We start from the raw sequence: 21494 nt of genomic DNA, 5'->3' as shown, positions 1-21494 counted from the left end.
GGGAGCAGGCTTACAGGCCCACGTAGGTGTGCGGCGTAATAGCCCGCAGCTCCTGCCTCACGTCCTCACTCACGGCCAGCGTGTCGATAAACGCGCCGATGCTGGCCTGGGAAATGGCTTCGCCGGTGCGGGTCAGGGCTTTGAGGGCGTTGTAGGGGTCGGGGTAGGCCTCGCGGCGCAGGATGGTTTGCAGGGCTTCGGCCACCACGGCCCAGTTGGCGTCCAGGTCGCGGCTTAGGGCGGCCTCGTCGAGGGCCAGCTTGTCGAGGCCGCGCTGCAGCGAGTTCAGCGCAATCAGGGTGTGACCCAGCGGCACACCCAGGTTGCGCAGTACGGTGGAGTCGGTCAGGTCGCGCTGCAGGCGGCTGATGGGCAGCTTGGCCGCAAGGTGCTCGAGCAGGGCGTTGGCCACGCCCAGGTTGCCCTCGGCATTCTCAAAGTCGATGGGGTTCACCTTGTGGGGCATGGCCGACGAGCCCACCTCCCCGGCCTTGATGGTCTGGCGGAAATAGCCCAGCGAAATGTACTGCCACACGTCCCGGGCCAGGTCAATCAGGATGGTATTGAGGCGCTTGAGGCCGTCGCAGGTGGCGGCCAGGTGGTCGTAGTGCTCAATCTGGGTGGTGGGCTGACTGCGGTGCAGCCCCAGCCGGTTTTGCACAAACACGTCGGCAAACTGCTTCCAGTCGACCTGCGGGTAGGCCACCTGGTGGGCGTTGAGGTTGCCGGTGGCCCCGCCGAACTTGGCCCCGAACGGCACCTGGGCCAGCAGCTCCACCTGGGCGTCGAGCCGGGCCACGAACACCTGGATTTCCTTGCCCAGGCGGGTGGGCGAGGCCGGCTGCCCGTGGGTGCGGGCCAGCATCGGCATGGCTTCCCACTCGGTGGCGCGGGCGGCCAGCTGGTTGCGCACCAGGGCGTAGGCCGGCAGCAGCACCCGCAGCAGGGCCTGCTGCAGGCTGAGCGGAATAGCGGTGTTGTTGATATCCTGAGAGGTGAGGCCGAAGTGAATGAACTCCCGATAAGCGCCCAGGTCCAGGGCCGCGAACTTGTCGCGCAGAAAGTACTCGATGGCCTTCACGTCGTGGTTGGTCACCTGCTCGTGGGCCTTCACCGCCTCGGCATCTTCGAGGGAGAAATACTGGTAGAGTCCGCGCAGCTCGCCAAACACCGCCGCGTCGACGCCGCTGAGCTGGGGCAGGGGCAGCTCGCAGAGGGCAATGAAGTACTCCACCTCAATCAGCACCCGGTAGCGCATCAGGGCCAGCTCGGAAAAATAGGGGGCCAGGGGAATGGCCTGCCGGCGGTAGCGGCCATCGAGGGGCGAAACGGCGGTGAGCGGGGAGAGCAGGGCGAAGTCGGCAGCAGCAGTCATGCGGAGGGAAACAAAGTTGGCCAGAGTGCGTCAAAGGTAGCGAATGGGGCGGGGCAAGAAGTTCGGCCCCGGGCCTTTTTCGCTACCTTTGGCTTCCGAGCGGCGGCGGGTTCGGCACGAATCTGGCATGCCCGGCCGCACTTCCTCCCTCTACTGGCTCGCGTGACTTCAGCAACAAAACGAAAAATAGGGTTCAGCCTGGGCATCCTCGTGGTGCTGCTGGGCGGGGCATTGGGCGTATTTCTGCTCAAACGCCAGGAGCTGCTCACCTACGCCCTGCAGCAGGTGAAAGCCAAGGTGGAGCGCCGCTACCCCGTGGCGCTGACGCTGGGCCCGGCCCGCTTTACCGACCTGAACACGGTCCGGATTGACGGCATGAGCCTGGTGCCCCAGGCCCAGCCCGCCGACACCCTGCTCCGGGCCCGCCTGATGACGGTGTCGCTCAGCGTGCGGTCTTTGTTTGCGGGCCGGCCGGTGTTCAGCAACCTCGAAATCAGCGACGCCCGCCTGACGGCCCGCAAAACGGCCGGCTCCGACAACTTCTCCTTTCTCTATAAGAAGAAAGGCGCCAAGCCCGAAGTGCCCCGCGACACTACCCAGGGCACCAACTACGGCCTGCTGGCCAACCAGCTGCTCGAAGCCGGCTTCGACAACGTGCCCGGGCAGGCCGACTTCCGCAACTTCCTGGTTACCTACGACAGCCCCCGGCACCGGGCCCGCATCACCATGCCGCGCCTGGCCATTGAAGATGGCGACATCAGCGGGCAGCTGACGGCCGTGGTCGACTCGGTGGAAAACAAGGTCGGCGTGCAGGGCCACATCGAGCCCGGCGACTACGCCCTGAATGCTGAGGTGTTTGGGCTGGACCGCCGCCCCGTGACGCTGCCCTACGTGCTGCGCCGCTACGGCGCCCGGGTGCAGTTCGACACGCTGCGCTTCAGCCTGGCCGACAAGGAGCTCAACGACAACGAGCTGACCGTGCGCGGCACGGCTTCGGCGGCCAACTTCATCGTCAACCACCCCAAGCTCTCGGACCGGGACGTGCGCTTCCCCCGCGGCGGCATCGACTTCGTGGCCCGGCTCGGGCAGGCGTTTGCCGCTCTCGACAAGGGCACCAAGGTGACGCTGAACCGCATGGAGTTTTTTCCGGTGGTCAGCATCCGCAAGCTGCCCCTCGACCAGCGGGTGGTGAGCCGGGAGGGCAACGGCCTGCGCAACCGCCGCGAAACGCTGGCCGGCCTGCAGGTGAAGGCCGATATCCTGTCGGCGGAAACGGCGGCCAACACGTTCTTTGCGGCCTTGCCCCAGGGCATGTTCAACACCCTGGAAGGCATGCAGGGCCAAGGCACGCTGACCTATAAGATGCACTTTGCCCTGGACATGAACCAGCTCGACAGCCTGCAGTTCAACTCCGGGCTGAGCCCCAAGAACTTCCGCATCACCCGCTTCGGCCGCGAAAACCTGAACAAGCTCAACGAGGAGTTTCTCTACACGGCCTACAACGACAAGGGCGACTCCATCAAAACCTTCGCCGTGGGTGCCTCCAACCCCGAGTTTGTATCCTACAACGAGGTGTCGCCCTACCTGAAGGCGGCCATCATGACGGCCGAGGACCCGCGCTTTCTGACCCACCGGGGCTTTATGGAAAAGGCGTTTGTGAAGTCGGCCATCCAGAACATCAAGGAGAAGCGCTTTGCCCGCGGCGGCAGCACCATCTCGATGCAGCTGGTGAAAAACGTGTTCCTGACCCGGCAGAAAACCGTCACCCGCAAGATTGAGGAAGCCCTGATCGTGTGGCTGCTCGAAAACACCCGGCTCGTGCCCAAGGAGCGGATGCTGGAGGTATACCTGAACATCATCGAGTGGGGCCCGAAAATATATGGAGCGACGGAAGCCGCGCGGTTCTACTTCAGCAAGCAGCCCGCCGAGCTGAGCTTGTCGGAAAGCCTGTACCTGGCCAGCATCGTTCCGCGGCCCAAGTACTACCAGCGCTCCTTCAACCAGTACGGCGAGATGCGCAGCAGTGCCCGCTACTTCCACCGTCTGATTGCCGACCTGATGGTGCGCAAGGGCCTGATCGGGTCAAATGACCGGGAGTCGCTGACCTACAGCCTGAGCTTCCCGGGCCGGGCCCACAGCTCCATCTTCCGCGCCGTGCGCCCCGACACCACCCGCACCGTGCTGGCCGCCGACTCGGCGCAGTTTGAGCCCCTGAACCTGATTGACCTGCTGGGCGGGCAGGCCCCGGATGAGGGCGTGAACACCAACGTGGAGCCGCCGGCCGAGGAGCCCAAGCCCAAGCCGTAGAGGCAAACAGGAAACCGAACATAAAAAAGCCCGCCGGAATCCTCCGGCGGGCTTTTTTGCTTCTTAGGACGGCGCCGGGCCACGGTGCGCTGCCCGGGCGCGGCGCTAACCGACCGCCGGCAGCTCGGCCCGGGCGGCTTCCCAGCCCAGCAGGGCCTGCTTGCGGGCCTGCCCCCAGCGGTAGCCACCGGGCCCGCCGTGCTGCTGAATCACGCGGTGGCAGGGAATCAGGTAGCCGATGGCATTGGCCCCGATGGCCCCACCCACGGCCTGGCTCGCGCCGGGCTGGCCGATGGCGGCGGCAATAGCGCGGTACGAAACCCGGGCGCCGGCCGGAATACGAAGCAGGGCTTCCCAGACCCTGATTTGAAAGTTGGTGCCTTTGAGCAGCAGCGGCAGGGGCTGGCTCTGCCCGGAAGCCGGGGCAAACAGCCGGGCCGCTACCAGGGCCGTGCGGGCGTCGTCGGGCTGCAGGGAGGCCCGGGGCCAGCCGGCGTGCAGCTGGGCCAGGGCCTCGGCCCGCGCTGCGGCCGGCTGAAACGTGAGGCCGCAGATGCCCCGGTCGGTAAGGCTGAGCAGGCATTCGCCGAAGGGCGTGGGATGAAAGCCGTAGTGGATGAGCAGGCCGGCAGCCCGGGCGCGGTACTGGGCCGGAGTCATGGCTTCGTAGGTCACGAACAGGTCGTGGAGGCGGCCCGCGCCCGACAGGCCGGCTTGCTCAGCCGCGTCGAGCAGGCTGCCCGAGTCGGCCAGGATCTGCCGGGCGTGCTCCTTGGTCAGAAAGCGCAGGAACCGCTGCGGGCTGGTGCCGGCCCAGCGGGTAAACAGGCGGGTGAAGTGAAACGGGCTCAGGTGCACGTGGGCCGCTATTTCGTCCAGCGAAGGGTGCTCGGTGAAGCGGGCGGCAATGTATTCGATGGCCTGCTCGACGCGGGCGTAGTCCAGGGCAGCTTGGGCGGAAGACATGGCGGCGGGGGTGGTTGGCATGGGCCCAAAAGTAGCGGCCCGCGGGCCTGGGGCCAACCCGGATCTTGCGCAGTTAAGCCGGCGTGTCGGGTGCTTCCGGCACTTGCTCCGCCTTGGGGAACAGCAGGGACACCACCACCGACACGGTCAGGATCAGGCCCACCATGCCCAGGGAAATCGTCATCGGCAGCACGTAGATGTCGGCAATGAGCAGCTTGCCGCCAATGAAGACCAGGATCAGGGAGAGGCCATAGTGCAGGTAGTGAAACAGCTTCATGAGCCCCGCCAACGCAAAATACAGGGCCCGCAGCCCCAGCAGGGCAAACACGTTGGAGGTGTAAACCACGAACGTGTCGCGGGAAATGGCCAGGATGGCCGGGATGGAGTCGGCGGCGAAGATAACGTCGGTGGTTTCCACCATCACCAGCACCACGAACAGGGGCGTGGCAAACAGCAGCTTTTCCTTGCGCACGAAGAACCGGCTGCCTTCCAGCTTGCTGGTAATGGGCAGATGGCGGCTCAGAAACCGCACCACCGGGTTGTTGTCCGGGTCAATTTCGGGCTCCCCGCCGCTGGTGGCCATCTTGACGCCGGTATACACCAGAAAGGCGCCCAGCACGTACATCAGGAAGTGAAACTTGGCCAGCAGCGCGGCCCCGGCCAGAATAAAGATGGCCCGCAGCACCAGCGCCCCCATAATGCCCCAGAACAGGATTTTGTGCTGGTACTCCTGCGGCACCCGGAAGTAGGTGAAAATGAGCAGGAACACGAACAGGTTGTCCACGCTCAACGACTTCTCAATCAGGTAGCCGGTCAGAAACTCCAGGCCCGCCTGCCTTCCCATGGTGCGATATACCAGGTAGTTGAACGTGAGCGACAGGGCAATCCAGAACGCACTCCAGCCCAGGGCTTCCCGCATCGTCACCACGTGGGCCTTGCGGTTGAAGATGAGCAGGTCGAGCAGGAGCATCGCCAGCACAAAGGCATTGAAGCCGACCCAGAAGAGGGGAGTGTTTTCCATTCGCAGGCCAAGATAGCACAGCCAGGCGGACGCGCCCTGCCGGCGGGTGGTAGAACCGCTTACCGGGATTCGGTAGTACGGGTTGCGGGGGCCGGCGCCGGGGTGTTGGCTGGCGTCGCGGCGTCGCGGCCGGTCCGCTCGTACCTGCGCAGCCAGCTGCCTACTTTCATCTGCACCACCCCGAAAAAGGCTTCCTTGAAAATGCCCTTGGTCATTTTGGACGCCCCGCGGGTGCGGTCGGTAAAGATAATGGGCACTTCGATGATGCGGAACCCGTACTTGTAAGCCAGCCACTTCATCTCAATCTGGAAGGCGTAGCCCACGAAGCGGACGTGGTCGTTGGTGATGACGCGCAGCACCCGGGCCGTGTAGCACTTGAAGCCGGCGGTGGCATCGGCAATGGGCATGCCGGTAATCAGGCGCACGTAGGCCGAGGCAAACCACGACATGAGCACGCGGTCCATGGGCCAGTTCACCACGTTTACGCCCTGAATGTAGCGCGAGCCAATGGCCATGTCGTAGCCCTCGTTGGCGCAGGCCTGGTAGAGGCGCGACAGATCGTCGGGGTTGTGGGAGAAGTCGGCGTCCATCTCGAAGATGTAGTCGTAGCCGCGGGCCAGGGCCCAGCGGAAGCCGTGCAGGTAGGCCGTGCCCAGTCCCAGCTTGCCCGTGCGCTCTTCCAGAAACAGGCGGTCGGGAAATTCCTGCTGCAGCCCCCGGATGATGTCGGCCGTGCCGTCGGGGGAGCCGTCGTCGATGACGAGCACATCGAACGCCTGCGGCAGCGAAAACACTTTGCGAACTATCAGCTCAGCATTTTCGCGCTCATTATAGGTCGGTATAAGGACGAGCCCATCGTTCATAAGTACCCCAAAGATATAGAATCAGCCTGCGTGCCCGGAAATTTTTTCGGCCAGCAGCCGGGCGTGCCGAATACAATCGGGCACCCCCACGCCCGCGCGCCAGTTGGCGGCGGCAAAAATTCCCTGTTGCTCCAACATATCAGCGGCCGCGTGGGCGGCCACGATAGGCTGGTCGAACTGGGGAATGGCTTTGTCCCAAGAGTAACGGTATTGCCAGACAGGTTGCACGGCCCGGATGCCATATAAGCGGCTCAGCTCGGCGTGCACGGCGCTTTTCTGCTCCGCTGCGGGTTGCCGGGCCTGCGCTTCGTACTGAGTGCCACCCACAAAGGTGGTAAACAGCACCTGCCCGGCCGGCACGCGGTCCGGGTAAATAGAGCTGGTCCAGATGCTGCCGGCGGCGTAGGGCTGCTCCACTTTGGGGTGCAGGGCCCCGAAGCCGTCCAGCGGGTGCGTTACGTCGGGGCGGTGGTAGGCCGTGAAGATGGCCGTCATGGGCGGGTAGTACACGGCCGCCAGGGCCTCGGCGGCAGCGGGGAAAAGCGGCCGCAGCAGCGGGGCCGCCGCGTAGGCGGGCAGCGCCAGCACCACCGTATCGTAGGTTTCGGGCCGGATGCCGGCGGCCGTCTGCACCCGGTACTGCCCCGCGGCCGGCTGCAAAAGGGCCGTCACGGGTTGGTGGCCGTGGTAGTGGGTAAGGTGGGCGGCCAGCGTATCGGTAATGGTTTGCAGGCCCTGGCGCAGGGAAATGATGCGCCGGCGGGTGCCGGCGCCGCCGCTTTTAATCAGCCCGCGCAGCACCGAGCCGTAGGTTTGCTCCAGCGCGGCCAGCCGGGGAAACGTCTTGTGCAGCAGCAGCTTTTCCGGGTCGCCGGCGTAGATGCCGGAGATGAACGGGTTGAGCGCATAGTCGACGATTTCGGGACCGAAGCGGCGGCGGAAAAAGTGGGCCAGGGTTTCCGTCGGGTCGGGGGCGGCAGCCGGGCGGCTCAGCTCGCGCAAAACGTTGAACCGGGCTTTCAGGCTGAAAAACGGACTGGCCAGCAGCGCCGGTGGGGAGCCGGGCAGCTTCCGGTATTGGCCGCCGCGCAGCACGTAGCGGTTTTTGCTCACGGCGGCCGTGTCCTCAATTTCGGCGCTCAGGCCCAGGTCGGCCAGCAGCTGCTCCAGCTCGTCGCTGAGCTGCAGGGAGTTGGGACCGGTTTCGAGCAGGTAGCCATCAACGAGTTGGCTGCGGATGTTGCCGCCGGCCGGGCCGGCCTCGAACAGATCGTAGGCCACGCCGGCTTTTTGCAGGTAAAATGCCAGCGTGAGGCCCGAAATGCCGCCGCCCAGAATTGCTACTCTCATCCCCTGAATCTTGATTGGCTGCAAAGGTAGCGCCCATTTGGTCGCCGCCGCGGCCGGCCGGAATCCGTAGCTTTGCCCTGATGAACAACTCAACTCCCACCGTTGTTGCCGACGGCAAAGCCGTGTTCCTGGACCGGGACGGCGTGCTGAATCACGAAATCGGCGACTATGTGTGGCGGCCCGCCGACTTTGTGGTTATCGGCGGCGTGCCCGAAAGCCTGGCCCGGCTGAAGGCGGCCGGCTACCGGCTGATTGTGGTAACCAACCAGGCCGGCATCGCCAAAGGACTCTACAGCGCCGCCGACGTGCACGCCTGCCACCAGAAGCTGCAGGATGCCTGCGGCGGCCTTGTCGACGCGTTTTACTTCGCCCCCGGCCACCCCAGCGTAAGTGAGTCATTGCTGCGCAAGCCCGATTCGCTGATGCTGGAAAAAGGCCTGGCCCGCTTCCGCCTCGACCCCGCCCGGTGCTGGATGCTCGGCGACCGGGCCCGCGACCTGGAAGCCGGCGCCCGGGCCGGCGTGCGGGGCCTGCTTATCGGGAGCACCGAAACGTTCGACTACGAGCCCCGGGCCGCGGATTTGCGGGCGGCGGTGGCTCTTATTCTGGCGGGTTAGCCGCCAAAAGAAGAACGTCATTCCGAGCTTGCCGAGGAATCTCGCGTGCTGACGTTGCTGGGAAAAGAACGTCGTGCCTGATCCGGCATCCGCGCAGGCGAAGCATCTCGGTGCTGACGGCAGGGTCAGCATTGCAACGACACCACGCGAGATGCCTCAGTCTCTGCTTGGGCCGCAGAGTGTTCGGAATGACGTTCTGAATTTTCGGGTGCATTCACGCAAAAGCCCGCCTCCATTGCTGGCAAGCGGGCTTTTTTAGAGTGTATGGCAAGCTTACGCTGCGGCCGAAGCTATTGGCGGTCGGCCGGCGCGGTTTCCGTCGAGGCCGTGATGGGCGACGAGACGCGGTTGGCGGCTTTGATGCTGGTGTAGGCCGGGCACTTAACCTTGTTGCAGGAGCCGAGGCCCAGAACGGCCACGCAGGCCAGCAGAAGAAGCTTTTTCATTATGAAGCAGAAAACGAGTGTAAAGTCAGAGTACCAGACTCAAAAATAGTGATTTACGACTGATCGGCCAACTGCGGCCGGGCAAGAATATCCGCCGGATTCAGAAAACGCCAGCATATCCCGGAATGATACCAAAAGAACCCGGCCCGCCCGCTGACCGGGTTCGACTTCAGGCCGGGCGGCCTTCGGCGGCGCTTACTGCTGATACCCCAGAATCCGCAGCATCGACTCGCCGTTCTGCTCTTCGGCAAACACGTAGTCGGTGAGGGTGCCATCTTCGGCGCGGTCCAGAATTACCATTTTCGGGGCCGGAATCAGGCAGTGCTTCACTCCGCCGTAGCCCGACAGGCTTTCCTGGTAGGCGCCGGTGTGGAAGAAGCCCACGTAGAGCGGCTGCGCGTCCGTGGCGGGCTTGCGCTCGGGCAAAAACACCTGGTAGATATGTTTTTCGGCGTTGTAGTAGTCCTGGGAGTCGCAGGTGAGGCCGCCGAGCTGGATTTTCTTGTACTTCTTCTCCCAGCCGTTGAGTGCCAGCATGATAAAGCGCTGGTTCAGGGCCCAGGTGTCGGGCAGGTTGGTGATGAAGGAGCCGTCAATCATGTACCAGAGCTCCTTGTCGTTCTGCAGCTTCTCGTCGAGGATGCTGTAGATGGTGGCACCCGACTCGCCCACGGTGAAGATGCCGAACTCGGTGAAGATGTGGGGCTCCGGCACGCCTTCCTCCCCGCAGATGCGCTGGATGGTGCGCAGGATTTCCTCCACCATGTACTTATAGTCGTACTCCTTCTGAATCGAGGTCTGGATGGGCAGGCCGCCGCCGATGTCGATGGTGGTGAGCGTGGGGCACACGCGGCGCAGCTCGCAGTACTTGTGCACGAAGCGGCTCAGCTCCGACCAGTAGTACGACGTGTCCTTAATGCCGGTGTTGATGAAGTAGTGCAGCATCGTGAGCTCGAAGCGCGGATCTTCCTTGATCTTCTGCTCGTAGAGCGGCAGCGCGTCGGCGTAGCGGATGCCCAGGCGGGAGGTGTAGAACTGGAAGCGCGGCTCCTCGTCGGAAGCCAGGCGCATGCCCACGTTGCACTTCTCGCGCACGTTGTCGTGGTAGTATTCCACCTCGTTGGGCGAGTCCAGGATGGGCATGCAGTTCACGAAGCCGTCGTTGATGAGGGCGGTAATTTCGCGCTTGTAGTCCTCGGTTTTGAAGCCGTTGCAGATGATGTAGGTGTCCTTGGTGAGCCTGCCCTTGGCGTGCATGGCCCGGATAATGTGGGTGTCGAACCAGGACGAGGTTTCGATGTGCACATCGTTTTTCAGCGCCTCTTCCACCACGAAGCTGAAGTGGGAGGCCTTGGTGCAGTAGGCGTAGGAATAGCGGCCCGTGTAGCCGGTCTTCTCGATGCCCAGGCGAAACAATTCCTTGGCCCGTTGAATCTGGGAGCTGATTTTGGGCAGGTAAGCCAGGCGCAGCGGGGTGCCGTGCTTTTCGACCAGCGCCATCAGGTCGATGTCGTTGAAGCGCAGCTCGTTCTGCTCCACGCGGAACTCGTCGGTGGGAAAATCGAAGGTCTGGGAAATCAGGTCGTGGTAGGTATCCATGCGGAGAAGTGGGGTAGCGAACTACGAAGAGTGAAAAAGGGCGGTCAGCCAAGAGGCGACAGGGGGTAAACAGCTCAGCTTCTTAATTTCTTAACGCAAAAGCTTTTTCCGAACTTAGAGCCCGCAAAGATACCCCGCCCGCGGGGTTTTGGTTGTGCTTTGTTCGTTGGTCGCGGCGGAAGGTCCGTGCGCGTCAAGCCTGAGGGGAATTCCCACCCGCTCAATCGGCAAGCATCAAACCCTTTTAACCCTTTTTTGCCCATGTAACTGTATGCGCCGCATTAAGCTCATTGAAGTCCGCTCCGAGCTGGGAGCCGGGACTCGTGGGGCCAGTCTGGGGGTCGATGCCCTCCGGATTGCCTGTCTGAACAAAGGCTCCGACTATTTCCGCCGCTTCAACGCCGTGGCCGTGCCGGATCTGAACCACGTCTTGTTCGACAAAAATCATTTTCCCTTCGCCAAGCACATCGACTCCATCTACACGGTGCAGAAGGGTATTGCCAGCGCCGTGGAGCAGACGCTGCGCTTCGGGGAGTTTCCGCTGGTGCTGGCCGGCGACCATAGCAGCGCCGCCGCCACCATTGCCGGCATCAAGGCCGCCTACCCGCACAAGACGCTGGGCGTCGTCTGGGTCGATGCCCACGCCGACATTCACTCGCCCTACACCACGCCCAGCGGCAACGTGCACGGCATGCCCATGGCCATGGCCCTGAACGAGGACAACCTCGACTGCCGGCGCAACGTGGTGGAGCCCGAAACAGAGTTTTTCTGGCGCCGCCTGCAAAACCTGGGCGAAGCCGGCCCCAAGCTCAAGCCCGAGCACCTGGTGTACGTGGTGGTCCGCGACACCGAGCCCGAGGAAGACGCCGTCATTGAGCGGCTCGGCATTCGCAACTTCAAGCTGCCCGAGTTCAAGGAGAAAGGCCCGCGGCAGGTGGCCCGCGAAATCTACGAGCAGCTGCGCTTCTGCGACCTGGTTTACCTGAGCTTCGACGTGGACTCGCTGGACTCGCGCTTCAGCAAAGGCACCGGCACGCCGGTCGTCGACGGCCTGAACGTGCAGGAGGCCGTGCAGCTCTGCCAGGCCCTGCTCGACAACGACCGGGTGGTCTGCTTCGAGATGGTAGAAATCAACCCCACCCTCGACAGCGAAAACACAATGGCCAAAAACGCCTTCGACATCCTGGAAGCCGCCACCGACGCCATCCAGGACCACCTGCGCGTGCAGGACGTGACGGCGGGTCGGGGCGGCACGTCGTAGCCGAATGGTTTGGGTAGTTAGTTTGGTCGAATGGCAGGCCGAGTTTAGCATTTCGCTTCATTGCATTGCCGTTGTAGCAACACTACAACCAACGCCCCTCCATGCTATCAACTTCCATTGCCAAAGCAGCTCCGGCCTATTGAGGTCGGAGCTGCTTTGGCAATGGAGGAAAAACCCTGCTAGACTGGCTTGGGCTTAGTGCGCAACACTGAGACGCGAGACGACGCGGCTACCGCTGGCGCTTACCGCGAAACACCCGGTTGATGCGCTTCAGGCTGGCAGCAGACTCAAACTGCGAATAGTCGACCCGGATGGAGTCGCGGGTGCTCAGGTAGCCCGCGCCCGCCTCGGTGTTGCAGTTGAAGTCACTTCCACCATAACTGAAGCGGATGCCGCGCCAGACCAGGCCGATGTTGAAGTAAGGCGACTGGCAGCCCCGGCTCAGATTGCGCAGGTAGTCGTATGGCGACGCGGCCGGGTTGTTGGGGTTATCGTAGTTGGGGCCGCTAAACACCCGAATGGTAAACGTATCCCGGGGCGCGTCGGCGTTGCTGCCCTGAAACTTGCCGTAGACCGGGGCGCGGCGGTCGTGGATGGATACCAGCGTCAGCACCTGGGTGAGCGTATCCACGCCGTCGTCCTTGGGAAAGCATTTCAGGTTGGGTGGCCGGTGGGCAATCAGGCGCACGGGAAAGCTGCCGGTAAAGGAGGCGGGAAAGTAGAGGCTGAACTTCGGCTGAGTGAAGGAGCGCGGGTCATTGCCGATTTGCCACTCGTAGCGGGTGTAGGGCGCGCCCGGGCCCTCAAAGGTGATATCCTGCTTGGTATAGGCCGTATCGGGCGTGGGCGTGCCGAAGCTTTCCAGGAAGCGGAGGCGCAGCGGGTTGGCCTGGGCGGTGGCGCAGGGGGCGGGGCCCGGCTCAGGGTCGTGGCGGCGGTGGCAGCCGGTCCAGAGGAGTGTGCCGCCGGTCAGGGCCAGCAGCAGCGGGAGTGAGTGCTTGCGCATCAGGAGAGTAGATTAAGGAATAGCGCGTACGGGCCGAGCCTAATGGGATTTCCCAGCCGGTGGTATAATTTTACGCGGTAAAGGTAAGATACAGGGGCGGTAGCGGTCATGGAAATGCCTTTGCTATTTGTGACTTGTGTTTTTTGGGTATCTATATGTTTACGTATAGAGACGCTATTGATTTTGGCCCGAAATGATTCGCTTTGAGCCAATAGATGGCATTACCAGGCTTAAAATACCTGGCATAAAGCAGCGAATATGTGATGGTGGAATTCAGGCTGTCCGCATTCCGGCCAGGCCCTTTCTACTCCACTGTCAGCGCCCGATCTGCCGAACTTCGCTCCGCCCGATGTGCTGATTTCGCTCTCCACGGCAGCCTCAGTCAGTTCCTGTTGGACCCCGCCGCGGCTTCCGCTACTTTTGCGCATCCCTTTTCCGCCGGGCAGTCCGGATTCGGCGGCGCTTCGCTCTATATCCCGCACCCCGTGCAAGAACTCGAACAAGACATCAAAGCGGCCCTCAGCGCCGCCATTCAGCAGGTTTTTGGCGCTGAAGTCCCGGCCGCCCAGCTTACCATTCAGCCCACCCGCAAGGAGTTTGCCGGCTCGTTTACGCTCGTCACCTTCCCGCTGACCAAAGCCCTGGGCAAGGGCCCCGAGCAGATCGGGCAGGCCCTGGGCGAGTGGCTGACGGCCCACGACGCCCGCGTGAGCGGCTTCAACGTGGTGAAGGGCTTCCTGAACCTGGAAATTGCCGACGCCGAGTGGCTGCGCCTGTTTGCCCAGCTCTTGCAGCGCCCCGACGGCACGCCCGTGCCCACCGGCGGACCCCAGGACGTGGTGGTGGAGTATTCGTCGCCCAACACCAACAAGCCCCTGCACCTGGGCCACCTGCGCAACAACTTCCTGGGCTACTCCGTGGCCCAGATCCTGAAGGCCACCGGCGCCACCGTCACCAAGGCCAACCTGGTCAACGACCGGGGCATCCACATCTGCAAGTCGATGCTGGCCTACCAGTACTACGGGCAGGGCGAAACCCCGCAGAGCGCCGGCATCAAAGGCGACCATCTGGCGGGCAAGTACTACGTGCTGTTTGAGAAGCACTACCGGGAGCAGATCAAGCAGCTCGAAGCCGAGGGCGTGGCCACCGACGTGGCCAAGAAGCAGGCTCCGCTGATGCTGGAAGCCCAGACCATGCTGCAGCAGTGGGAGCAGGGCGACGAAGAGGTCATCACGCTCTGGAAGCAGATGAACGGCTGGGTGTACGAAGGCTTCGACGAGACTTATACGACCATCGGCGTCGACTTCGACCAGTACTACTACGAGTCGGGCACCTACCTGCTGGGCAAGGAGCGGGTGGAGGAAGGCCTGCGGAAGGGTGTGTTCTTCAAAAAGGAAAACGGCTCGGTGTGGGTGGACCTGCAGGAGGAAGGCCTCGACGAGAAGCTGCTGCTCCGCGCCGACGGCACCTCGGTCTACATCACCCAGGACCTGGGCACGGCCGAGCTGAAGTACCAGGATTTCGGCTACGATTTGAGCGTGTACGTCATTGCCGACGAGCAGAACTACCACATGCAGGTGCTCAAGGCCGTGCTCAAGAAGCTGGGCAAGCCCTACGCCGACGCCATCTACCACCTCAGCTACGGCATGGTGGACCTGCCCTCGGGCAAGATGAAAAGCCGCGAAGGCACCGTGGTGGATGCCGACGAGCTGGTGCGCGAGGTGGTGGAAGCCGCCAAGGCCGCCACGCTGGAGAAGGGCAAGATCGAAGGGCTGAGCGAGGACGAGCAGGCCCAGCTGTTCCACACCCTGGGTCTGGGCGCGCTGAAGTACTACCTGCTGAAGGTGGACCCCAGGAAGCGCATGCTGTTCAACCCCGAGGAGTCGGTGCAGCTCGAAGGGCACACGGGGCCGTTCATTCAGTATTCCCACGCCCGCATTGCTCAGCTCCGCCGCAAGGCCCAGCAGCTGGGCATCAACGAAGCCCTGGACTTCACCACCCTGCCCGCGCTGGAGAAAACCGAGCGGGAGATGGTGGAGGAGCTGGCCCGCTACGGCAGCGTGGTGGCCGAGGCCGCCCGCACGTTCTCGCCGGCCGTGGTGGCCCAGTACGCCTACGACCTGGCCAAGGCCTACAACCGCTTCTACGCCGAAGTCCAGGTAATCGGGGAGCCCGACACGACCAAGCAGTCGTTCCGCGTGGCGCTGTCGGCCCAGACGGCCCGCACCATCAAGGCCAGCATGAGCCTGCTCGGCATCGAGGTGCCCGAGCGGATGTAATTCCTGGTCATTGCCAGGCGCAGCCGAAGAAATCCGTCCTCTGAAATGTACTTGAGCACCGTTGACCCACAAAGCCTCGACGTAAGTATCCGACAGGACCTGGTGGTCAAATAACACGTGGCTCAGTGTCCGGGACGGATTGCTTCGCTTTGCTGGCCACGACATACTCCTAACTCAACCAAAGCATGAAAAGCGTTGCCGTCTATTGTGGGGCCAGCCCCGGGTTCAATGAAATCTACCGCCAGCAGGCCGACCTGATGGGGCAGGAGCTGGCGCGGCGCGGCCTCACGCTGGTGTACGGGGGCGGCCGGGTGGGGCTGATGGGGGCCGTGGCCGACAGCGTTATCCGCCACGGCGGCAAGTCCATCGGCGTCATTCCCGATTTTCTGGCCGACAAGGAGCTGGCCCACCGGGGGCTGACGGAGCTGCACGTGGTGAAAAGCATGCACGAGCGGAAGCTGCTCATGGCCGACCTCGCCGAGGGCTTCATTGCCATGCCCGGCGGCTTCGGCACCCTGGAAGAGCTGTTTGAGGTGCTCACCTGGGGCCAGCTGGGTCTGCACCAAAAGCCCAGCGGCGTCTTCAACGTGAGCGGTTTCTACGACCACCAGCTGCAGTTCCTGGACAAGATGGTGGAGGAAGGCTTCCTGCGCCCCGAAAACCGCGCCCAGCTCCAGCAGCACGACACGCCGGCCGGCCTGCTCGACCGGATGCTGGCCTACCAGCCCACCGACCTGGAAAAGTGGCTGACGGTGCCCCGCACCTGACCGGCCAGCCCGTACGGCCAAGCCGCTGCCCGGCCCACCGGCGGCGGGAAAACCGGAAATCATATAGCTGAATCCATATAAAGGCTGCAAAGCGTTATCTTGCTTGCTGAGAAACAATGCCCGCAGCCGCCGGTTTGGCCAGTACTGTTGGGCTAGCTGCGCTGCCGACCTAACCTTTCTGCCGTATGAAAACTCACTTCGTCTTCCTGCTGGGCACGCTGGCTGCCTGCAGCTCGGCCCCCAACCCGGCCCAAACCTCTTACTCCGCTACCGCCATGTCTGCCCCCGAAACCACCGCCGCTGCCGGCTCCGTGTACGAGTATGCCGTCGAGAACATCGACGGCCAGCAAGTGCAGCTCAGCCAGTACCGAGGCAAGAAGCTGCTTATCGTGAACGTGGCCTCGGAGTGCGGCTACACGCCCCAGTACAAGGAGCTGGAAGAGCTCAGCAAGAAGCACGGCGACCGGGTGGCCGTGCTGGGCTTTCCGGCCAACAACTTCGGCGGCCAGGAGCCCGGCACCAACGCCCAGATTGCCACTTTCTGCGAGAAAAACTTCGGCGTGACTTTCCCCATGTTCGCCAAAATCTCGGTGAAGGGCGCCGACACGGCCCCGCTCTACCAGTTTCTGGCCGACAAAACCCGCAACGGCGCCGTCAGCGACGCGCCGACCTGGAACTTCTGCAAGTACCTGGTCGATGAGCAGGGCCACGTAGTGGGCTTCTACAAGTCGGATGTGAAACCGATGAGCGACGAGCTGGTAGCCGCTATTATGAAGTAGCTTTTTTAGCTTATTGAACGTCATGCTGAGCGAAGCCGAAGCATCTCGTGTGCAGGGTAATTCTATTGTTCACCGATTGAATTACTATTGCACGCGAGATGCTCCGGCAGGCTCAGCATGACGTTCTGTTGTTTTCTATGTCTTCGACTTCCCCTTCTGCTTCCCCCGCCGTCAGTCCCGCCAAAGCCTGGGTTTCAGCGTTCCGGCCCCGCACCCTGCCGCTGGCGCTGGCCAGCATCCTGACCGGCGGCTTTCTGGCCGCCAGCCACGGGCAGTTCCGCCCCGCCGTCTTCGGCCTGGCCGTACTCACCACCATCCTGCTGCAGATTCTGAGCAACCTGGCCAACGACTACGGCGACTCCCAGAACGGGGCCGACAGCGTGCACCGCGAAGGGCCGCAGCGGGCCGTGCAGAGCGGCGCCATTTCGCCGGCCCAGATGAAGCGGGGCATGGGCCTGTTTGGGCTGCTGTCGTTGGGGAGCGGGCTGAGCCTGCTGTGGGTGGCGCTGGGCAGCAGCGGGGTCTGGATCTTCCTCACCTTTTTCGGGCTGGGCCTGTGCGCCATCTGGGCGGCCGTCAACTACACGGCCGGGGCCAAGCCCTACGGCTACGCCGGCCTCGGCGACGTGTCGGTGTTCACCTTCTTCGGCCTGGTGGGCGTGTGCGGCACCTATTATCTGCAAACCCGGGCGCTGCCGCTGGCCGTGCTGCTGCCGGCCGCCGCGCTGGGCTGCTTTGCCACGGCGGTGCTGAACGTGAACAACATCCGCGACATCCGCTCCGATGAGCTGGCTGGCAAAATCACGATTCCCGTGCGCCTGGGGCCGCAGAATGCCCGGCGCTACCACTGGCTCTTGCTGCTGCTGGGCCTGGGCTGCGCCGTGGTCTACGCCACGCTCACCTACCACTCGCCCTGGCAGTGGCTGTTCCTGCTCTCGGCCCCGCTGCTGCTGCTCAACGCCCGCCGCGTGTGGCAGCGCCAGGATTCGATGCAGCTCGACCCGCTGCTCAAGCAGATGGCGCTGACGACGCTGGTATTTACGGTGCTGTTCGGCGTGGGGCAGGTGTTATAAAAAATGAGCCGAACAGTCGTGAGTACTATCAAGGTCTGAACTTCACCCGACTTGTCACTTATTCCTTTAATCGGGGCCAGAACGCGGATCAGCCTTGCCTGTATCTGACCGACCAGCACGGAAATCTGCACCCAACCAGCTAATCAAACGGCTTACCGCTACTGCCCCCGAAGTGGAGGAGTTAGCGGCAATGCTACAAACTGAGTTAGTCGATGACATGCGCTGGATGTGTGCGCCGATTTATCATGATGCTATTATCTTTTTCAGCGCCGAAAATCAGATTGTTTCAATTCTGAACATTTGTCTTCTTTGCAGCAGCCTGCTGACCGGCGCGGGGCAGGATATTCCGCTGGATCTCAACGCGCATCCAAGGCTGAAGGATTGGTTGAAAAAGCTGGGACATCCGGTCGAAGAGTCTGCTGCCGGATAAACTATGCCCGCTTGATGAAATAAAAAGGGGGATTGAAAGTAAGGAGCGGAGCCATTCGTCAGCCCGAAAACACTTCAACATCCCCCGCCTATGAAGACTGTTTTCATCACCGGCACCTCCACCGGCATCGGTGAGGCCGCCGTGCGCCTGTTTGCCCGGCACGGCTGGAACGTGGCCGCCACCATGCGCAACCCCGCCGATGCCCGGTTCACCGACCTGCCCACGGTTCGCGTCTACGCCCTCGACGTGACCGATGAGGCCGCCGTCACCCGCGCCGTGCAGCAGGCCCACCAGGACTTCGGCAGCCTCGACGTGCTGGTCAACAACGCTGGCTACGGGCTGGTGGGCCCGTTCGAGTCGGCCACCGACGTGCAGATTCAGCAGCAGTTTGCCACCAACGTGTTCGGCGTGTTCCGCGTGACGCGGGCGGCACTGCCTATCATGCGGGCCCAGCGGGCCGGCGTTATCATCAACATCACCTCGGTGGGCGGGCGCACGGCGTTTCCGATGAACTCGCTCTACCACGCCACCAAGTTCGGCCTCGACGGCTTCTCCGAATCCCTGTGGTTTGAGCTGGAGCCCTTCGGCATCCAGGTGAAGGTGGTGGCGCCCGGGGGCGTGGCCACCGACTTTGCCACCCGCTCCCTGCAGATGACCGCCAACCCCGCCGACGATGCCAACCCCTACGCGGGCCAGGTGCGCAGCGTGCTGGCGGCCTTCAGCAGCCGCGGCGGGGCCGCCTCCACGCCCGGGCAGATTGCCGAGGTCATCTTCACCGCCGCCACCGACGGCACGCCCCAGCTCCGCTACATTGCCGGCGCCGATGCCGAGCAGCTGCTGAAAACCAAGGCCAAAATGTCGGAGCAGGATTTTCACGGTATGATCCGGCAGGGCTTCGGGCTGGCGTAGAAGATTTTAGGCGGACCGGCCGCGGGTTTTTGCCCCGCCCGATTACCCGCCGATAACTCCGTCCGGCCCGCCGTGGCGGCCGTAACGCCCTTTTTCTGGTAGCTTGGGCCTATGAAATCAAGATTTTCCTTTGCCATAGCCGGGTTGCTGCTGCTTGCTACTGCCTTCACGGCCCGGGCTCAAACCCAGCCGTGGCCGAAAAACGAGTACGGCCAGGTGGTGTTCGAGGGCGCCCAGGCCGTAGCGGCGACCGAAGCCGAGGCTACCCGCAAACAGATTCAGCAACGCGTACTGGCGTGGTTTAGCAGCCATTGCGCCGACGGCCGCGCCGCCAACGGCGGCAAGCTTTCGGGGCGGGGGGAGTTCAACGGCTGGGGCAGCCTCCCGGCCCTGCCGGTCGGCCAGCACACTTATCGGTTTCGGCTGGGCGTGGGCACGTACCTGCGGCCCGACACGCTGGCCTACCGCATCGGCGAAATCCAGTGCGTGGTGGAGCAGAACGGCAAGCCGCGCAGCATTCCGCTGGAGGAGCTGCTCAAGAGCCGCAACCCGGAGCAGCAGCAGGCCCTTGCCGCCTTTCGCAAGCAGCTCGACGAGTTTGTTAAATCCTTGTAGAGCCACTACCAAAAAAAGCCCCGCTACGGAAGTAGCGGGGCTTTTTTATGAGTTTGTACGGCTACTCGGCGCTGGGGGCGGCCGGCGCGGATACGGCCTCGGCTGAGCCTTCCGGGCGCGGCCCACGGCCTCCGCGGTTGCGGCCCCCGCGCTTGCGGCGGGGCTTGTCGTCACCGGCTTCGCCTTCGGCCCGCGGCTCGCGCGGTGGGCGGGCTTCGCCTTCCGGACGCGGGGCGCGCGGCTCCCGGGGCTCCCGGGCTTCGCCTTCCGGACGCGGCGCGCGGGGCGGACGGGCTTCACCTTCCGGGCGGGGTGGGCGCTGATACGGGACAGCCGGGGCCTGGCCCGCATCGAGCGCAGCTAGCGCGGCCTGGGCATTGGCGATACGCTCCTTTTGCTTGGGGTCTTTCGGGTCGGCGTCGCGGCGCGGCCGGCCACCGTCGCGGCCCCCTTCGCCGCGGGGAGCCCCACCTTCGGGGCGCGGACCGCGGCTGCCGCCGCCCGAGCGGCCACCCCGCTCGGGCCGGCCGCCGATTTTGCCGCCCAGGCCGCTGAAGCGCTTGGGGTCAAACTCCGGGGCCGGACCCAGGCCGAGGCCTTCGGTAATGTCCTGCTTTTCTACTTCGCGCTCAATGAGCTTCTCGATCTTGAGGACGCGGTCCTGGTCCTGGTCGGCAATGAAGGTGATGGCTGTGCCCTTGGTGGCGGCGCGGGCCGTACGGCCGATCCGGTGCACGTAGTCCTCGGCCGCCCGCGGGATGTCGTAGTTTACCACGTGGCTCAAGGAGTCGATGTCGATGCCGCGGCTAAGCACGTCGGTGGCCACCAGGATGGGGAAGGACTTGTTCTTGAAGTCGCGCATGATCTGCTCCCGCTCCTCCTGGGTCCGGTCGGAGCTGATGCCCTGGGCCACGTAGCCCAGCTTGTTGATGGCGCGCACAATGCCCGCTACGGCCGCTTTCTGGCTCGTAAACAGCACCATGCTCTGCACCTCCTGGGTTTTGATGATGTGCTCGAGCAGGTGAATCTTCTGGCGGTCGAAAGCCATGTAGAACTGCTGGTCGATGCCGGCGGCGGGCTTGGATACGGCCAGCCGGATTTCCTCGGGCTCATTGAGAATCTGCTTCGAGAAGTCGCGGATTTTGGTGGGCATGGTAGCCGAGAACAGCAGGGTCTGCCGCTGCTTGGGCAGCTGGCGCACGATGTTCAGGATGTCGTCCGAAAAGCCCATGTCCATCATCTTGTCGGCCTCGTCGAGCACCAGGTACTTGATCTGGTCGAACCTGACGTAGCCCATCTGCAGGTGGGCAATCAGGCGGCCGGGCGTGGCCACGATGATGTCGGCGCCGGAGGTGAGGGCGCGCTTCTGCTGCTCCCAGTTCTCGCTTTTGCCGCCGCCGTAGATGGCAATGCTGCTCGCTTCCACGAAGTAGCCGAAGCCCGTCACCTGCTCGTCGATCTGGGTGGCCAGCTCGCGCGTGGGCACCAGAATCAGCGTGGAGGTGTGGCCGTGCTTGGCGTGGGAAATCTTGTCGAGCAGGGGCAGCAGATAGGCGGCCGTCTTGCCGGTGCCGGTCTGGGCGCAGGCAATCAGGTCCTTGCCCTCGATAATCTTAGGAATGGCCTGCTCCTGAATGGGCGTGGCATTCAGATAATTCATGGCGTCCACTCCGGCCAGCAGGTCGTCGTGCAGATTGAAATCGGTAAACTTCAAGGTTCAGCGAAATGAAGTGAAAGTATGCGCTGACCCTGTTTTCCGGTCAGCAAACCGCTTGATTTGCCGTAAAGATAAGGGAATTCGGGTCGGCGCCAGATTGGCCGATCGGGAACC

Annotated in this window: 19 protein-coding genes; 10 read left to right on the top strand and 9 right to left on the bottom strand. The window is 63.4% G+C overall.

The features are described from left to right. Window positions 1-10 precede the first annotated feature (10 nt). Complete coding sequence (gene purB, locus ABD842_RS08890) at window positions 11-1375, bottom strand: adenylosuccinate lyase (protein WP_345112691.1); 1365 nt, start codon at window positions 1373-1375, stop codon at window positions 11-13. Between the two features lie 162 nt (window positions 1376-1537). Here purB and ABD842_RS08885 point away from each other — a divergent pair, with 162 nt between their 5' ends. Continuing rightward, window positions 1538-3682, top strand: a complete 2145-nt coding sequence (locus ABD842_RS08885; protein ID WP_345112689.1) for a transglycosylase domain-containing protein — start codon at window positions 1538-1540, stop codon at window positions 3680-3682. A 105-nt stretch (window positions 3683-3787) separates the two neighbouring features. Here the strand turns inward: ABD842_RS08885 and ABD842_RS08880 are convergent, their stop codons facing one another. From ABD842_RS08880 to hemG, 4 genes are read right to left on the bottom strand one after another with little or no spacing between them, the layout of a single operon-like run. Beyond that, a complete protein-coding gene (locus tag ABD842_RS08880) occupies window positions 3788-4669 on the bottom strand; it encodes a bifunctional transcriptional activator/DNA repair enzyme AdaA (RefSeq protein ID WP_345112687.1) in 882 nt (293 codons plus the stop codon). A gap of 52 nt (window positions 4670-4721) precedes the next feature. Further along, window positions 4722-5669, bottom strand: coding sequence for a TerC family protein (locus ABD842_RS08875; protein WP_345112686.1), 948 nt, complete (start codon window positions 5667-5669; stop codon window positions 4722-4724). 59 nt (window positions 5670-5728) lie between these two features. Beyond that, entirely contained in the window at window positions 5729-6532 is an 804-nt protein-coding gene (locus ABD842_RS08870) for a polyprenol monophosphomannose synthase (protein WP_345112684.1), read from the bottom strand. Between the two features lie 21 nt (window positions 6533-6553). Further along, window positions 6554-7882 (bottom strand): protoporphyrinogen oxidase, encoded by a 1329-nt coding sequence (gene hemG, locus ABD842_RS08865; protein WP_345112683.1) that lies wholly within the window; start codon window positions 7880-7882, stop codon window positions 6554-6556. 80 nt (window positions 7883-7962) lie between these two features. Between hemG and ABD842_RS08860 the strand changes: the two genes are divergently transcribed. After that, entirely contained in the window at window positions 7963-8499 is a 537-nt protein-coding gene (locus tag ABD842_RS08860) for a D-glycero-alpha-D-manno-heptose-1,7-bisphosphate 7-phosphatase (protein ID WP_345112681.1), read from the top strand. Window positions 8500-8789: 290 nt separating this feature from the next. On the opposite strand, the gene ABD842_RS08855 is transcribed toward ABD842_RS08860, so the two are convergent. Both ABD842_RS08855 and ABD842_RS08850 read right to left on the bottom strand, forming a co-directional pair. After that, a complete protein-coding gene (locus ABD842_RS08855) occupies window positions 8790-8945 on the bottom strand; it encodes a hypothetical protein (RefSeq protein WP_345112679.1) in 156 nt (51 codons plus the stop codon). A gap of 195 nt (window positions 8946-9140) precedes the next feature. Continuing rightward, window positions 9141-10544: a type III PLP-dependent enzyme domain-containing protein gene (locus tag ABD842_RS08850; RefSeq protein WP_345112678.1), complete on the bottom strand. Its 1404-nt coding sequence runs from the start codon at window positions 10542-10544 to the stop codon at window positions 9141-9143. 271 nt (window positions 10545-10815) lie between these two features. On the opposite strand from ABD842_RS08850, the gene ABD842_RS08845 reads away from it, so the two are divergent. Next, complete coding sequence (locus ABD842_RS08845; protein WP_345112676.1) at window positions 10816-11805, top strand: arginase; 990 nt, start codon at window positions 10816-10818, stop codon at window positions 11803-11805. A 229-nt stretch (window positions 11806-12034) separates the two neighbouring features. On the opposite strand, the gene ABD842_RS08840 is transcribed toward ABD842_RS08845, so the two are convergent. Then, the gene (locus ABD842_RS08840) at window positions 12035-12811 is read right to left on the bottom strand and encodes a hypothetical protein (protein ID WP_345112675.1); all 777 of its coding nucleotides are present in this window, start codon (window positions 12809-12811) and stop codon (window positions 12035-12037) included. Window positions 12812-13296: 485 nt separating this feature from the next. Between ABD842_RS08840 and argS the strand changes: the two genes are divergently transcribed. The 7 genes from argS to ABD842_RS08805 all read left to right on the top strand — a co-directional run bounded on the left by argS (window position 13297) and on the right by ABD842_RS08805 (window position 19663). Then, complete coding sequence (gene argS / locus ABD842_RS08835; RefSeq protein WP_345112674.1) at window positions 13297-15090, top strand: arginine--tRNA ligase; 1794 nt, start codon at window positions 13297-13299, stop codon at window positions 15088-15090. A gap of 185 nt (window positions 15091-15275) precedes the next feature. Further along, the gene (locus tag ABD842_RS08830) at window positions 15276-15857 is read left to right on the top strand and encodes an LOG family protein (protein ID WP_345112672.1); all 582 of its coding nucleotides are present in this window, start codon (window positions 15276-15278) and stop codon (window positions 15855-15857) included. A 185-nt stretch (window positions 15858-16042) separates the two neighbouring features. Continuing rightward, window positions 16043-16636 carry a glutathione peroxidase gene (locus ABD842_RS08825; protein ID WP_345112670.1) on the top strand — a complete coding sequence of 198 codons (594 nt, stop codon included), beginning with the start codon at window positions 16043-16045 and terminating at the stop codon, window positions 16634-16636. A 137-nt stretch (window positions 16637-16773) separates the two neighbouring features. After that, window positions 16774-17709: a 1,4-dihydroxy-2-naphthoate polyprenyltransferase gene (locus ABD842_RS08820; RefSeq protein ID WP_345112668.1), complete on the top strand. Its 936-nt coding sequence runs from the start codon at window positions 16774-16776 to the stop codon at window positions 17707-17709. A 94-nt stretch (window positions 17710-17803) separates the two neighbouring features. Continuing rightward, complete coding sequence (locus tag ABD842_RS08815) at window positions 17804-18139, top strand: hypothetical protein (protein ID WP_345112667.1); 336 nt, start codon at window positions 17804-17806, stop codon at window positions 18137-18139. Window positions 18140-18229: 90 nt separating this feature from the next. Further along, the gene (locus ABD842_RS08810) at window positions 18230-19048 is read left to right on the top strand and encodes an SDR family oxidoreductase (RefSeq protein ID WP_345112666.1); all 819 of its coding nucleotides are present in this window, start codon (window positions 18230-18232) and stop codon (window positions 19046-19048) included. Window positions 19049-19159: 111 nt separating this feature from the next. Continuing rightward, the gene (locus ABD842_RS08805; protein WP_345112664.1) at window positions 19160-19663 is read left to right on the top strand and encodes a hypothetical protein; all 504 of its coding nucleotides are present in this window, start codon (window positions 19160-19162) and stop codon (window positions 19661-19663) included. A gap of 61 nt (window positions 19664-19724) precedes the next feature. Here ABD842_RS08805 and ABD842_RS08800 read toward each other — a convergent pair whose 3' ends face one another. After that, window positions 19725-21377, bottom strand: coding sequence for a DEAD/DEAH box helicase (locus ABD842_RS08800; RefSeq protein WP_345112662.1), 1653 nt, complete (start codon window positions 21375-21377; stop codon window positions 19725-19727). Window positions 21378-21494: the final 117 nt, after the last annotated feature.

The sequence above is a fragment of the Hymenobacter algoricola genome (assembly GCF_039539525.1).
GTDB lineage: Bacteria > Bacteroidota > Bacteroidia > Cytophagales > Hymenobacteraceae > Hymenobacter > Hymenobacter algoricola.
The sequence above is the reverse complement of the archived record's forward strand: the minus strand, read 5'-3'. Positions and strand labels throughout refer to the sequence as shown.